This is a genomic window from Roseofilum capinflatum BLCC-M114, from assembly GCF_030068505.1.
In the GTDB taxonomy this organism is placed as follows: Bacteria; Cyanobacteriota; Cyanobacteriia; order Cyanobacteriales; family Desertifilaceae; genus Roseofilum; species Roseofilum capinflatum.
Genome location: NZ_JAQOSO010000109.1, coordinates 13,054 through 26,425 on the forward strand (window position 1 = coordinate 13,054; position 13,372 = coordinate 26,425).

The window sequence follows — 13,372 nt, forward strand, 5'->3', positions numbered from 1 at the left end:
CGCTAGTTTAACTCATTTTCATGTCCGCTTGCGGAAACCGGACTTGATATAACGAATTAGCCCAAAGCAGTGAAAAACAACTGCCTCCCCTCTATAACCAGAAGGAGGCAGTTGTTTTCGAGCTTATCCTGTAGCCACAGCTATCTTAGCTCCCCCTCTTCTGAGATATAGTAACAATGACTACGGGGATCGAAGGGAATTGGGAAAAAGAGTTTAAAAACTTGATTCTAGGGGTAAGAGGAGTCGGGAGGGACAAGCGCCACCTGATTGAAGGGTGAAGGTAATCACCTGAGCATCAATTAAACGACTTTGGGCCCCACATTGTCCTGTACCCGGATTCACCGGGTAAGCAGGGAAACAAGCCCCACTTAAACTTAAACGCAGACTACTGCCAACAGGTAATTGTATACAGGTCGATTGTAAGTGGATTTGTAGGGGGGTTTGGGTTTGATTGACACAGAGATAGCCTTGGGTAAAGTTATAAACTCGACCATCGGGTTTGACTTCCGAGAGGATGGCGCACAGGTCAAAGCTGTGAGTCGAGGCTTGGGCATAAACTTCAACGATCGCCTCTCCTAAAATACAGACAGGTTCTGTTAAGGGTTCGCTGGTATAGGTCACGGTATCGGTGCGACATTCGAGTAAGGAGCGATCGCAAGCTCCAAAGGGACTATACACATGGCCTCCCAAAGCCGGAAACGGTCGCCAGGGGTCATGAACCCAGCGATCTACACTGTCATTAGGGGGCAGATTTTCGATCAAAAAGCCCTCTTTATCGCTGATATTGGCCAGTCCCGTACTGGAGAGATAATAGGACTTTGGGGAATGGGAGGGCCATTGAGAGAGCGATCGCCATCGGTTACTTCCCATCTCAAACACCGAAATTGGAGGCATATCCAACCGTCCCGTATCCTGACCCTTGAGAAACTGATTAAACCAATTCACCTGAATCATATCAATAGGACTCCCGGCGGCCGCCCCATAATCCAATTCTCCCACCTTACGCCCCCAAGGGAGATGGGCCCAGGGGCCGATGATGAGATGTTGGGGATAACTACTGCGACCAGCCAACTGATGATACCAGCGCAACGTGCCCCGCAAATAGGGATCGAACCAGCCCCCAATATGGAGCATGGGTAAATCCACACCATCTAAATTCGGCGATAAGTCTTGCCAATACTCATCCAGTTCCGGATGCTCTAACCACCGGTGATAAAAAGCATCGGGGCAATATTTCCGCAAGGTTTCATCTAAGCGCGGTTCTCGGCCATGGATGGGAAGATTTCGGGAGGCACTGTAGAGAATTTGATGGGCGATCGCATCTTTTTTTAATCGTGCCGTTTCAGCCGCTAATTGCAGGGCCCAACCTAAATTACCCGCCAAACAAAAGGCTCCCCCTTCATAGGCCCAATCTGCATATAAATCATAAGCAATCATCGCCGGACAGAGGGTTTTAAGCGCTTTCGGTTTCCCTGAAGCCGCATACAATTGGGTCATTCCCTGATAAGAAAACCCATACATACCCACCTCTCCCGTACTTCCAGGCAGTTGGGCCGCCCAATTAATCGTATCAATACCATCTTCGACTTCATGGGTAAACAGGTGAAACTCCCCTTGGGACGTTCCCCGACCGCGCACATCTTGAATCACCACAATATAGCCATGGGCCGCATACCATTGGGGGTGAGCATAGACCACCGTCGAGGCAATTTCCCGACCATAGGGTTGCCGCATCAGCAGCACCGGATAGGGGCCCTCTCCTTCCGGTTGATAAATATCAGCATCGAGTCTGACTCCATCACGAGCGATCAGGGATGCTGTTTGTTTGGGACGCAGAGTTAACATAATTGCCTAGAAACGTTAGGACTGGAGAACAGTGCAGCCACTACACCTAATAGATAGTGTACGGTGGGCAAGGCGATCGGAGTAAACCTTACGTTTCTCACTTGACCTTGCTCATCCTACCCAGCCGTAGGGTGGGCAAGGTCAAGGGCGTAAATTCTCAACCCTCCCCTGAGACCTTGCCCACCTGACTTGTTCAGTGAATTTAGCAGGTCAGTGTAGGGTGGGCAGGAATAGAAAAGAAAATGTGTATACTCATCAATATATCCTGCCCACCTTATCCTTGACTGGAGGCTGTACGGTGGGCAAGGTCTAATGACCAAATTCCAGATTTTCTGCGATCAACTTGCCCACCCTACTGGATTATTACTTGAGGTCGGGGAGTGTCAACGCGTGAAGCGCTGTAACTAGATAAAGATGAAAATTTTGTTGGTAGAAGACGACGATCGCATTGCCGAAGCCTTAGCGGAAGCTTTAAGGGATCGCCATTATACCGTGGATATTGCCGAAGATGGGGAACTCGGTTGGGCATTTATAGAATCAGCCGCGTATAATCTGATTTTGTTAGATGTAATGCTCCCCAAACTTGATGGCATTGAATTGTGTCAGCGACTGCGACAAAAGGGCTATACCATTCCTGTACTCATGCTCACCGCTAGAGATACTAGCACCGATAAAGTGATGGGCTTAGATGCAGGTGCAGATGATTATGTGGTGAAACCCTTTGATTTACCAGAACTGATGGCGCGGGTGAGGGCACTTTTGCGCCGCAATCATGATATCTTACCGCCGATTCTGGAATGGGGAGAACTGCAACTTGACCCCAATACCTGTAATGTGGAATATGCAGGGCAATTGCTACAACTTACGCCGAAAGAGTATAGTTTATTAGAATTATTTCTTCGCAGCCATGGTCGGTGTTTAAGTCGGAGTATGATTTTAGATCAAGTCTGGTGTTTTGAAGAACAACCAGGGGAAGAAACAGTAAAAGTTCATTTACGCTCTTTGCGGCAAAAATTAAAAGCTGCGGGAGCGCCTGCGAATTATATTGAAACGGTTTATGGCTTGGGATACCGACTCAATCAAAATATCTAAGCGTCCGTTTAATCGTTTGCGCTGGCGGTTGTTGCTTTCCTATTTAGGGGTGATGATGGCGATTTTGGGTACTTCAACTTTGGCGGTTTATGAGTTTTTTGCGAATAGTTTATATGCCCAATTGGATCATCAGTTGTTGACGTTGGCAGATGCTGGGGTGCATGGTTTAGAGGCGGTGAAAGAACGATACGAGGAGGAGGAGGATGATGATGAGGATGATGATGATTATGAGGCGATCGCCCCTCGGTTAGATAATGATGGCGATCTCGATATTCCCTGGCAAAACTTTCGCCAACCCGCTCAAGGCATTGAATGGTTTGATGAACGGGGCAATCTCTTAGCCAAACAAGGGCGCATTTTTCCCCCTGTACCCCTCGTTCTGCGGAGTTCTAATGAGGGTTCTGGACATACCGTTAGGGGGGGAATTCGTACCCTGACTTGGGTGGCTCATGAGCAGGATGAGGACGATCTCGACATTGAAGGCTATGTGCGCGTCAGTCAATCTACAGAAGCGGTAGAGGAGGTGCTGGTAAAGTTGCGCTGGGGAATGCTCTTAGGAGGAGCGATCGCCGCCAGCTTAACGGCAGTCGGAGGCATCTGGTTAACCGATCGCTCCCTCAAACCCATTGAAGCCAGCTTTAACCAACTCAAACAGTTTACCGCCGATGCTTCCCATGAATTGCGATCGCCCCTAACTGCCATCAAAACCTCCGTCGATGTCATGCTCTCCCATCCAGAGCGCATCCATCCCGCCGATATCAAGAAATTTGACGCAATCGCCAGCGCTCTCAAGCAAATGATCCGCCTAGTCGAAGATCTCCTCATCCTCGCTCGCACCGATCAAAGCAGTCATCCCAGTCAATGGGTAAACCTACCCCTCGAAGAACTCTTAGAAGACTTAATCGACTTATGGCTACCCCAAGCCGAAGCCAAAGACATTATCCTCCGAGCCGATGAGATCGCCCCAGTCACCATCCAAGCAGATCCCTTTTTATTACAGCGCCTATTTGCCAATCTCCTCGAAAACGCCTTAAACTACACCCCCCCAGGCGGAAAAATCACCCTTTCCCTAGAGCAACAAGAAGACTGGATTACAGTTTCCATCCAAGATACCGGCATCGGTATTGCCCCCGAACACCTGCCCCTCGTTTTCGATCGCCTCTGGAGAGCCGACAAAGCCCGCACCCGTCGCGCAGGCGGTTCCGGCTTAGGCTTGGCGATCGCCAAAAGCATCGCCGAACACCATCAAGGACACATTCTCGTCACCAGTCAACTCAACCTAGGCAGTTGTTTCCAAGTCCTCCTACCGATTAATTTCTAACCCTTTCCGAGTTTTTTACTTTTCATCCCTAAAGTGAATCCTAGGTCAAATATTAGAGGACGAAACCCCATGAATCAGCGCACCTTTCGCAAAATTCATCGTCAAGTTGCCCCCATCTTATTCTTGCCCCTCATGATTTCCGCCTTAAGCGGCATCGGCTACCGCCTAGGAAAAAGTTGGTTTGGCATGTCTGGAGAAGCTGCCGATATTTTCATGATCTTCCATCAAGGGGAATATCTCGGCGACGCACTCAAACCCATCTATGTCTTGCTTCTAGGCATCGGTTTAATCGGCATGATTGTCACCGGCGTAACCATGAGTCGATTTTGGCAACCTTCCAACCCCAAAGCCTCCAGTTCCCTACCCGCCTTTCGGCAAATTCACCGCAAATTTGCCCCCATCATCTTTCTGCCCTTAGCCCTCAGTGCATTTACAGGTATCTTCTATCGCATTGGCAAAAGTTGGTTCGGTATGTCTTCCGAGCAAGCCGAAATTTTTATGGACATTCACCAAGGTGAATATTTTGGCGACTTCGGTAAACCCATTTATGTGCTTTTAGTCGGGTTAGGATTAATTGCCATGTTAGCCACAGGCATTAAGATGACCGGCATTTTTCGCCAACGTCGCCCCCAAGAGTAACTCGAATTTCTCCCTTTTTATCTCCTGGCTAAAATTGACCCATTTTGCCTCTATGTCTGTTGACAATCCACTTAAGCTAAGATGAGAGCATCCACCTGTACATCAGGCTTGTCAATAGAAAGATGGTTTATTCATAGAGGTTAACTGCCATGGCGCAGGATAGAAGAGCCAAATCCAAATCGTCAATTCGTCCCCCATCTCAGAGCATCTTAAGGCAACGGCTAAATGATAGCCAATGGACAAGATTTATCAGCGAACTTTTAGGAAATAGTGGACATTTTCTCATCGTTAAGATTTTAACGGATATCATCTTAGATGGCTGGTTTGACTTTATTCATGACCCGACTGAATATATCTTAATTGCTGCCATGATGGTGCAAACTTGGTATTTGTCTCGACCCAATGCCCATCGGTTGTGGGGCAATATTCTAGGCGTTTCTATTTACACTATTATTGATGTGCCCGCAGACGGTTTAGGCTTTTTCCAAGATTATATTCATATCATTTTCTGGTCGTTTTCTTTAATCATTGCTATCTTACAGCACCTGCGCTTTGAAGGGAATAAAAACCGAGAAAACTGGATTATTCCCTTAGAAAGCTTAGTCCGCAGTGGCATGGTGGTGGCTTTCTATGTGGCGGTGGAAGTTAAATCCTATGAACTTCCTCTGTATTGGGACTTAACCTCTAATTTTTGGCAAGAAAGCTCCCATCTTTTCTTGGTCGTCAGTATGCTATTGGTGGGAATTCTCTTAGGCTTGCAATCTTTACAAATTACCAAACAACGAGAAGAACTGCAAGAGACCGCCAAACTTTTAGGGAATATGGCAGAATGGGGCATGGGCGCTCATGTGGTGGAAACGGCTCTGAGTAATCCAGAGGCTTTAGCGTTTCAAAAGTGCGATCGCACGATTATCTTTATGGATATTCGCGGCTTCACCCATTGGTGCGAAACCACCTCACCGGATTTAGTCGCCGCCGTTCTCAATCAATATTATACCCAAGTTGAACCGGCTGCCTCTCGCTATCAACCCCTGAGAATCACCTTTACAGCCGATGAAGTGATGGCCATTTATGCCACTCCAGGACAAGGCGTTGCTGCTGCCAAAGCCATGCAAAAAGCAGCTTTAACCGTCCTCACTCCCTATAAGATTGGTGCGGGATGTGCTGTCCATTGTGGTCAAGTGACCGAAGGCTTATTTGGGAGTCAAGATGTACGCACTTATACTGTGATTGGAGATGTCGTTAACACGGCCAAACGACTAGAAAGCGCCACGCCAGCCGGAGAAATCACCCTTTCTGATGCCGTCTATCATGCCATGAGCCAAGACTTAAAAGTTCAACCCTGTGAACCCATTAGCGCTAAAGGGAAATCGGAGAAATTAATCGCTTGGCGATTAGGGTAATACAGTGCAAAGCGCTGTAAATGCCTCATATCAAGTCCGTTTTTAAATTTTTAATTGATAATCCCTTCAAAGAGGGCGGAATAGTCATCATCGAAATGGCCGCGATCGCCGGATTTTTCTAAGACTTTGCCGATTCCCTCTAGCAAACTCGCGTCTAACCCTAGCTCTCTGGCGGTTTGCAGAAATAACCGGGTATCTTTGAGCAGATGTTTCACCGGGAAATTGGGGTTACTGTACTGGCGATCGAGCATTCGTTGCAGTTTCTTGTCAAATGTGGGAGCATAGAGGGCACTTTGGCGCACCAGTTGCATGAAGGCTTCTGTGTCGATTCCTTCCTGTCGAATTAAATGTAAACTCAGGGCAAAGGCGGTGGTGAGGGAGGCAATTAACTGGTTCATGGCTAATTTGACTGTGGCTGCACTGCCTACAGGGCCAAGGTGGAGCGGCTCCGGGCCGAAGGTTTGCAAGAGGGGTAGCCAGGTTTGAAAGTCCGCTTCAGATGCGCCTACCATCACCAACAGCGTCCCTTTCTTCACTTCCGGAATACTGCCTAATACGGGCGCTTCTAAGTAATTTCCTCCGGCTTGGCGAATTTGTTGATCTAGGGTTTTGGTTTCTGTGGGGGCAATGGTTCCCATCTGGATAAGGGTGTGGCCTTCTAATCCTGATTGGGTGGTAGGATTGAGGATAACCTCGGCGATCACCTCAGCATTGGTGAGCATCAGGAGCGTACAGTCCGATGATTGTAGGACTTCCAGGGGAGAAGAGGCGATTTTCACCCCTTGTTCTGCTAAGGGTTTGACCTTCTCTGGTGTACGATTATAGGCAGTGACCTGATATCCGGATGTTTGTAATTTCAGGGCCATGGGACTACCCATTAGTCCTGTGCCTATGATACCGACTCTCACAAGTGTCCTCCTCAGTTCCTTTTGATTCTTGACTGTTCTCTGACCTATGGCTCATTATAGCGATCGCGAAGCCCATATTCCCTTTGACCGCCATCATCTGATTGAATTATGTCTCAGAGATGGGAAGCTTCCCAAACGCGATCGGGAAAAATTCCGCCAATTTTGTCAGCTTCTATCCGCCTATTATCATTTTCACTTCCACTCAATTGTAGAAGATCTAAAAGACTACTACACACCCTTTAATCCCTATGAGAAACTTTCCGAGTTTCAGAGCTTTACAGCCACCGAGCAGCAACAGATGGAAGCTGACTTCTTTAATCGTTTTGAGCAAGTTTTAGAACGGGCTAATTATTTCCCCCTCTCCCAAGAAACTCTAGAGAAAGCCTTTGCCCAACGCTCCCTGATTGAACTGAAAACCGATATTGATTTTAAAGACTTCGATCGAATGCTCTTCTATTGTCAGGGAGACATTTATGAGCTAATAACCCGTAAGAAATGGTGGTTTCGCACCGTTACCGAAACCCTGGATATCTTCGAGCGGGTTGTAGTGGCCATAAAATTCAAAGACGAGTCCTATTTTACCGAAGCTGAAAACCTCAAGTTTACTCCAGGAAAAATTTATCTCTTTTATTATCAAAATGTCCCTAAATTTGACTTAGAATTCCTATTTCCCAACGTCAAAGTGAGCATGACCTGGAAAGACCGACTGATCCTAATCGGATCGGCTATTGGTGCAGCTATCCCCCTGATGATCAAGATTTTACCCCAAGTGGTGATTATTGTCGGTGTTATCCTATTTTTTACGGGGACTCTGCCGGGAATGGAAAATATGAAAGCGGATGAAGAAGACGTGCGAAATTTAACTCCAGCCTTGTTAGCCACTCTGTCCCTGTTGCTGGCCTTTGGAGGATTTGCATTTAAACAATATAACAGCTACAAAAACAAAAAAATTAAGTTCCAGAAAAAAGTGACTGAAACCCTGTTTTTCAAGAACTTAGCCAACAATACCAGCGTTTTTCATGCCCTCATTGATACCGCAGAGGAAGAAGAATGTAAAGAGATTATTCTAGTCTACTATCATTTACTCACCAGTGGCAAACCCATGACTCCAGAAGACTTAGACGATCGCATTGAGTCCTGGATGGAAACAACTTGGAATTGTCAGATTGACTTTGATATTAATGGCCCCTTGAAAAATTTATACAATATTCGGGGAAGATTAAATAATATGCAGGGTAAACCCCAATCAGATATTCCGTTATTGAGCTATGATGAGTGGGGTAAATGTCAAGTTAAATCCTTAGATGATTCCTTGGAAATTTTAGATTATTTATGGGATAATGCTTTTCGATATAGCCATGGTTAGATCGATGCTAGACACTGGGGGAACAATTACCCATTACCCAAGACATGAATACTCATACTTGTTTATCTGTGCATCAAATTGGGCGCAAAATTCAAGAAAAATGGCTATGGAGAAATTTAACCTTTAGTTTAAAACCGGGATCTCGCTTGGGGTTAGGGGGAGCATCGGGAACAGGAAAAACTCTCTTATTACGCGCTCTAGCAGGACTCGATCCTTTGGATGAAGGCCAGATTTTATGGTCTAAACAGCCGGGAGAAGACTGCAATATCACCCCGAAACTCTTACCTTATTATCGTTCCCAAGCCATTTATATCCATCAACAACCTAGCCTATTTGAAGGAACGGTAGAGGAGAATTTACAGGTTGTTTATACTCTGAAAATTCATGAACATAAAACCTATAATTTGGAATATATTAAAATGTTACTGAGCCAACTGAATCGCCCTTCAGACTTTTTGCAACGACCAGCCACAACTTTATCGGGAGGAGAGCGGCAAATTCTGAGTTTTATTCGCGCTCTACAACTGCATCCAATGATTTTGTTTTTAGATGAACCGACGGCATCTCTTGACCCGCAAACGACGGAACAAGTGGAAAATTTAATCGATCGTTGGATTCAGGAAAATCCTCACAGGTGCTGTATTTGGACAAGTCACGATAGTCAGCAAATGGAGCGGGTAACGAGCGATCGCCTAGAATTGTAGAAGGACGGATAAACCAACGAGCAAGAGAGACACGAAGAGGTAGTAGACATGGCTGTTCCTAATCTGAAACTGATGGAAGCTGTGGAAAATTTGGGGTATCGGGTAACTGTGGGGGATGTGGCGGCTCGCACAGGGTTGAATGTGGAGGAAACCCAACAGGGACTGTTAGCTCTGGCTGCGGATGCGGGTGGACATCTCCAGGTGGCTGAGTCGGGGGATATTGCCTATCTGTTTCCCCAGAATTTTCGCACGATTTTACAAGGGAAGTTTTGGCGCTTGCGTTGGCAAAAGACGAGTCAACAGATTTGGCGGGTGTTATTTTATCTGATTCGGATTTCTTTTGGCATTCTGCTGATTTTGTCTTTGGTCTTGATTTTAGTGACGATCGCCGTCATTGTCATCAGTCTGCAATCGTCCCAAGACGGAGATTCCGATCGCGGAGGAGGCGATCGGGGGCGATCGTCGGTGCGTTTCTTTTGGTTTCCCCTCAATTTAGGGGATTGGTGGATGTTTTATCCTGACTATTCCAGTCCAAACCGTCACCAGCGCTCCTCGTCAGACCTGAACTTTTTAGAGGCGATTTTTTCCTTTTTATTTGGGGATGGTAACCCCAATGCCTATTTAGAAGAGCGGCGTTGGCAGGCGATCGCCTCAATCATTCGTTCTCAACAGGGCGCTGTAGTGGCAGAACAAATCGCCCCCTATTTGGATGATTTAGGCAAGGGGTACGATCGCGAATATGAGAATTATCTCTTACCCGTTTTGGTGCGCTTTAATGGTCGTCCGGAAGTGACTCCAGAAGGAGGAATCGTCTACCAATTTCCCGATTTACAAATTACGGCGACTGCGGAAGAAGAGGAAAAACACGCTTCCTACCTCAAGGAAAAGAAATGGCGATTTAGTACCGCGAGTTCCACCCAAATTATATTGGCGATCGGTTTAGGAGCGGCGAATCTGATTGGGGCATTAGTTTTGGGGAGTTTATTAGCAGATGGCACAGTGGCGGCTGAATTGGGGGGATTAGTGGCGTTTGTAGAGTCCATTTATGGGATTTTGTTAGCCTACGGTATTGGCTTTTTAGCCATTCCCCTGGGTCGCTATTTGTGGTTAGGACAAGCCAATCAGAAAATTGAACACCGCAATCAAATGCGCCGCGATCGCCGTTCTCTGCTCCACAATCCTACCCCAGAAATTCAGCAGAAACTCGACTATGCCAAAGGTCTAGGCAAAAAACAGGCGATCGCTCCTGACGATCTAGCCTATACCACCGAAACCGATATCCTAGAGCAAGACATTAACCAACTTACAGATAGAGAAGACCCCCAGACCTAGCAGGGAGTTTTTATTAATTACCCGGACTTGATATCATTAGTTTGCTGGATCGATCAGGTACTACGTGAGATAATGCATCGGATCGACAGGCGTACCATTTTCCCGCACTTCAAAGTGTAAATGCGGCCCGGTAGAGAGTCCAGTTGAGCCAGTAGAGGCAACTACATCCCCTTGAGTCACATTTTGTCCTTCCTGCACATAAACCTGACTGGCATGGGCGTAGAGCGTTGTTACCCCATTACCATGATCGAGAATCACCGTATTACCATAACCCCCATACCATCCGGCAAAGAGAACCACCCCATTTTGAGCAGCATAAATGGGACTGCCATAATCAGCAGCAAAATCCATCCCAGCATGAAATCGTTGATAGCCAAAAATGGGATGAATACGCCAACCAAAATTACTGGAAAACTCCCCATAACTGGGAGTTAGCATTTTGCCAGGTTTGAGCTTTAAAACTTTGCGTAGAGATAAAGAAGCTGTTTGTAAGCGCTGGCGAATTAGCTCTTCTAGACCTTGGGAATCTTTTTGTAATTGCAAATAGGCGGCTTTGAGAGCGTCTCGATCGCTATTCAAGCGTTCAATTAATTGGGTTTGCACTTGGCTTTGAGTTTTATAGTCGCTTTTTTGATTCACCAATTGTTGGCGCATCAGCAACAGTTGATTATAGGTTTGTTCAACGTCTAGGGTCTGCTGTTGAGTTTCATCTAAAGCCGTTTTAACCGTCAGCAAGAGTTGGCGATCGGCTAAGGCCAATTGTTTTAAGCGATGACGACGACTGAGAAAGTCGGTCAGGGTTTCACTCTGAAGCAATACGGAGAAGCCAGAGTGACGCGGTTGCTTCTGGAGAAATTGGAAGCGGGCGATCGCTCCTTGAGCTAAGGCTTGATACTCTTGTTCTTGGGTTTCTAGCTCTCCTTGGAGGCGATCGAGGTTGGTGGTGGTCTCGTCAATTTGCGCTTCAATCCCCTTGAGTTGATCGTCTGTGAGCTGTAACGTACTTTTCAGACCTTTCAGGTGTTCTTGAGCTGCTTTCTCTAGGTTTTTCAACCGCTCTTGTTCCCCAGAAATCAGTTTTTGATCCTGTTCCAGTTGTTCCTGTTGTTGTTGAAGCCGATCGATGGAGGGGGAAGCCTGGGCGATCGCACTGAGGGATAACCATAGACAAACCATCATCCAACCCACAAAAAGTAACTTTAGAACCCTTTGCTTCACCCTAGCCCACTCAATCACTTGACCCCACTCCATAACTGAAACACTCAATCAAAACTTATAGCGTACAATCATGCTATTGTAGTCAATAACTCAGACTCTAAAAATTTAATTGACCACAAAAAATAGTTCACACCCTCTCAATCATTTGGAGCCAGCACTATGGGATTATTTGATGCCTTTCGTAAAGAAGGTGTAAAAAACAGCCAAGTTACCCTCGGCCCGGCGGAATCCTTTGCTGCCATTATGTTATTAGTGGTTGCGGCTGATGGCTATTTAGCCGATGATGAAGTCCGCCTTCTCAATACTACCCTCAGCCGTATGAGGCTCTTTCGTAGCTATTCTGAGGATGTCATGCGCCGCATGTTTGATAGTCTTTGTGGTACGCTACGGCGTGATGGGGGCAAAGTTCTGTTTGATGCGGCGATCGCCACCTTACCCCATGATTTGTACGATACCACCTTTGCGATCGCCACTGACTTGGTTCTCGCTGATGGTCAAGTTACAGACGAAGAAGAAAACCTCCTCGGTAGTCTCTGTCGCGCCCTAGAATTACCCGATACCCTCGTCAATCAAATCATTCAAGTCATGATGATTAAAAATAAAGGATAAGTCTTTCTTATTACTGGATTCAGGCCAAAAGCCCATGTCGGAAGATCCATCACTCTAATTCAAGGGGAAACCTCCGTCAACAAAGTCATCACCATTAGCGGTTTAACTCTAGAGGAAATTAAACAGAAAATAGACCGCCAACTCACTTAAATTCCCATAGACTCGATTGACCTGTAAGGGTGGGTGTACTCAGATCTAAGCAACCCAAGATTGCGTCCATCCACCCTAACCGTCAACTCCCCTATCAACTTCCAATCGGCAGTGAAAGGGGATCTCAAACTAATCTAACGAGCGCTACTACGAGATCTCGACAATCCGGCAGTGCGTTTGGCAAACGTCAACAGCACATACACAGACATTAGATACATAGCAGCTAAAGCAACGATGATGAGGGGCAAACCAGTGTACATAGGGCATCAATATTAAGTAGCGGAAAAGGAACAAGTACAAGGATTTCAAAGCTGAGGTAACCTCCAGTTAAGCCAGCGGCCAGTCTGACTCTGGAGATAGACTTAAACCAGTCCACTTGATCGCTTTCAACTGCTTTACCAAAGACTCTTCGTACTCTGAAATATATGGGCTATATCAAGAGGAACAAATTGTCCTGGCACACCTAAAAAATATACAAACGACAGCCCAAGTTCTGATAACTCCTCGATCGAAATAGACTCGGAAAGACACTTAACTCTACAAGAGTTTAGGGTAAGACTTAAAAGCCTTACCAAAACAGAATCCTTCCACCAACAAGACTTGATTGAGGTTAACTTGTATCAGACCTGACTTGTACGACTTTGCAGTTTTCCAGTTGGGTTCCTGAGTGATTTGAAATCCTTATTATTCAATCTAACACAAAAGTTTCAATTTGCTGAGGGAATAGTGCCAAATTTTGAAAAAAATCCCAAAATCGGTAAACTTGCCCCTTATCGGCTCCATAG

General features: G+C 46.3%; 12 protein-coding genes. 8 read left to right on the forward strand and 4 right to left on the reverse strand.

Annotation, left to right across the window (positions count from 1 at the left end):
• Positions 1-213: 213 nt before the first annotated feature.
• Positions 214-1,845 carry a CocE/NonD family hydrolase gene (locus tag PMG25_RS20965; RefSeq protein ID WP_283768845.1) on the reverse strand — a complete coding sequence of 544 codons (1,632 nt, stop codon included), beginning with the start codon at positions 1,843-1,845 and terminating at the stop codon, positions 214-216.
• 414 nt (positions 1,846-2,259) lie between these two features.
• On the opposite strand from PMG25_RS20965, the gene PMG25_RS20970 reads away from it, so the two are divergent.
• The 4 genes from PMG25_RS20970 to PMG25_RS20985 all read left to right on the forward strand — a co-directional run bounded on the left by PMG25_RS20970 (position 2,260) and on the right by PMG25_RS20985 (position 6,300).
• Positions 2,260-2,937, forward strand: coding sequence for a response regulator transcription factor (locus tag PMG25_RS20970; protein WP_283768846.1), 678 nt, complete (start codon positions 2,260-2,262; stop codon positions 2,935-2,937).
• On the forward strand, positions 2,903-4,258 hold the full coding sequence (locus PMG25_RS20975) for a sensor histidine kinase (protein ID WP_283768847.1): 1,356 nt from the start codon (positions 2,903-2,905) through the stop codon (positions 4,256-4,258). Before PMG25_RS20970 ends, PMG25_RS20975 begins: the two co-directional genes overlap by 35 nt.
• 69 nt (positions 4,259-4,327) lie before the next feature.
• On the forward strand, positions 4,328-4,897 hold the full coding sequence (locus PMG25_RS20980) for a hypothetical protein (RefSeq protein WP_283768848.1): 570 nt from the start codon (positions 4,328-4,330) through the stop codon (positions 4,895-4,897).
• 149 nt (positions 4,898-5,046) lie between these two features.
• The gene (locus PMG25_RS20985; protein ID WP_283768849.1) at positions 5,047-6,300 is read left to right on the forward strand and encodes an adenylate/guanylate cyclase domain-containing protein; all 1,254 of its coding nucleotides are present in this window, start codon (positions 5,047-5,049) and stop codon (positions 6,298-6,300) included.
• Between the two features lie 50 nt (positions 6,301-6,350).
• Here PMG25_RS20985 and PMG25_RS20990 read toward each other — a convergent pair whose 3' ends face one another.
• Positions 6,351-7,208: an NAD(P)-dependent oxidoreductase gene (locus PMG25_RS20990; RefSeq protein WP_283768850.1), complete on the reverse strand. Its 858-nt coding sequence runs from the start codon at positions 7,206-7,208 to the stop codon at positions 6,351-6,353.
• A gap of 46 nt (positions 7,209-7,254) precedes the next feature.
• On the opposite strand from PMG25_RS20990, the gene PMG25_RS20995 reads away from it, so the two are divergent.
• The 3 genes from PMG25_RS20995 to PMG25_RS21005 are packed head-to-tail and all read left to right on the forward strand — an operon-like array spanning position 7,255 to position 10,610.
• Positions 7,255-8,574, forward strand: a complete 1,320-nt coding sequence (locus PMG25_RS20995) for a TMEM143 family protein (RefSeq protein ID WP_283768851.1) — start codon at positions 7,255-7,257, stop codon at positions 8,572-8,574.
• Between the two features lie 44 nt (positions 8,575-8,618).
• Complete coding sequence (locus PMG25_RS21000) at positions 8,619-9,278, forward strand: ABC transporter ATP-binding protein (protein WP_283768852.1); 660 nt, start codon at positions 8,619-8,621, stop codon at positions 9,276-9,278.
• Between the two features lie 48 nt (positions 9,279-9,326).
• Positions 9,327-10,610, forward strand: coding sequence for a hypothetical protein (locus tag PMG25_RS21005; RefSeq protein WP_283768853.1), 1,284 nt, complete (start codon positions 9,327-9,329; stop codon positions 10,608-10,610).
• A 60-nt stretch (positions 10,611-10,670) separates the two neighbouring features.
• Here the strand turns inward: PMG25_RS21005 and PMG25_RS21010 are convergent, their stop codons facing one another.
• Entirely contained in the window at positions 10,671-11,861 is a 1,191-nt protein-coding gene (locus PMG25_RS21010; protein ID WP_283768854.1) for a murein hydrolase activator EnvC family protein, read from the reverse strand.
• A gap of 126 nt (positions 11,862-11,987) precedes the next feature.
• Between PMG25_RS21010 and PMG25_RS21015 the strand changes: the two genes are divergently transcribed.
• Positions 11,988-12,437, forward strand: a complete 450-nt coding sequence (locus PMG25_RS21015; protein WP_283763224.1) for a tellurite resistance TerB family protein — start codon at positions 11,988-11,990, stop codon at positions 12,435-12,437.
• 284 nt (positions 12,438-12,721) lie between these two features.
• On the opposite strand, the gene PMG25_RS21020 is transcribed toward PMG25_RS21015, so the two are convergent.
• Positions 12,722-12,847 (reverse strand): hypothetical protein, encoded by a 126-nt coding sequence (locus PMG25_RS21020; protein ID WP_283768855.1) that lies wholly within the window; start codon positions 12,845-12,847, stop codon positions 12,722-12,724.
• Between the last annotated feature and the right edge of the window lie 525 nt (positions 12,848-13,372).

Excerpts from the sequence above, each read along its gene's own strand:
- PMG25_RS20965 (WP_283768845.1), bottom strand. The coding sequence starts at position 1,845 with ATGTTAACTCTGCGTCCCAAACAAACAGCATCCCTGATCGCTCGTGAT.
- PMG25_RS20970 (WP_283768846.1), top strand. The coding sequence starts at position 2,260 with ATGAAAATTTTGTTGGTAGAAGACGACGATCGCATTGCCGAAGCCTTA.
- PMG25_RS20975 (WP_283768847.1), top strand. The coding sequence starts at position 2,903 with ATGGCTTGGGATACCGACTCAATCAAAATATCTAAGCGTCCGTTTAAT.
- PMG25_RS20980 (WP_283768848.1), top strand. The coding sequence starts at position 4,328 with ATGAATCAGCGCACCTTTCGCAAAATTCATCGTCAAGTTGCCCCCATC.
- PMG25_RS20985 (WP_283768849.1), top strand. The coding sequence starts at position 5,047 with ATGGCGCAGGATAGAAGAGCCAAATCCAAATCGTCAATTCGTCCCCCA.
- PMG25_RS20995 (WP_283768851.1), top strand. The coding sequence starts at position 7,255 with ATGGCTCATTATAGCGATCGCGAAGCCCATATTCCCTTTGACCGCCAT.
- PMG25_RS21000 (WP_283768852.1), top strand. The coding sequence starts at position 8,619 with ATGAATACTCATACTTGTTTATCTGTGCATCAAATTGGGCGCAAAATT.
- PMG25_RS21005 (WP_283768853.1), top strand. The coding sequence starts at position 9,327 with ATGGCTGTTCCTAATCTGAAACTGATGGAAGCTGTGGAAAATTTGGGG.
- PMG25_RS21010 (WP_283768854.1), bottom strand. The coding sequence starts at position 11,861 with ATGGAGTGGGGTCAAGTGATTGAGTGGGCTAGGGTGAAGCAAAGGGTT.
- PMG25_RS21015 (WP_283763224.1), top strand. The coding sequence starts at position 11,988 with ATGGGATTATTTGATGCCTTTCGTAAAGAAGGTGTAAAAAACAGCCAA.
- PMG25_RS21020 (WP_283768855.1), bottom strand. The coding sequence starts at position 12,847 with ATGTACACTGGTTTGCCCCTCATCATCGTTGCTTTAGCTGCTATGTAT.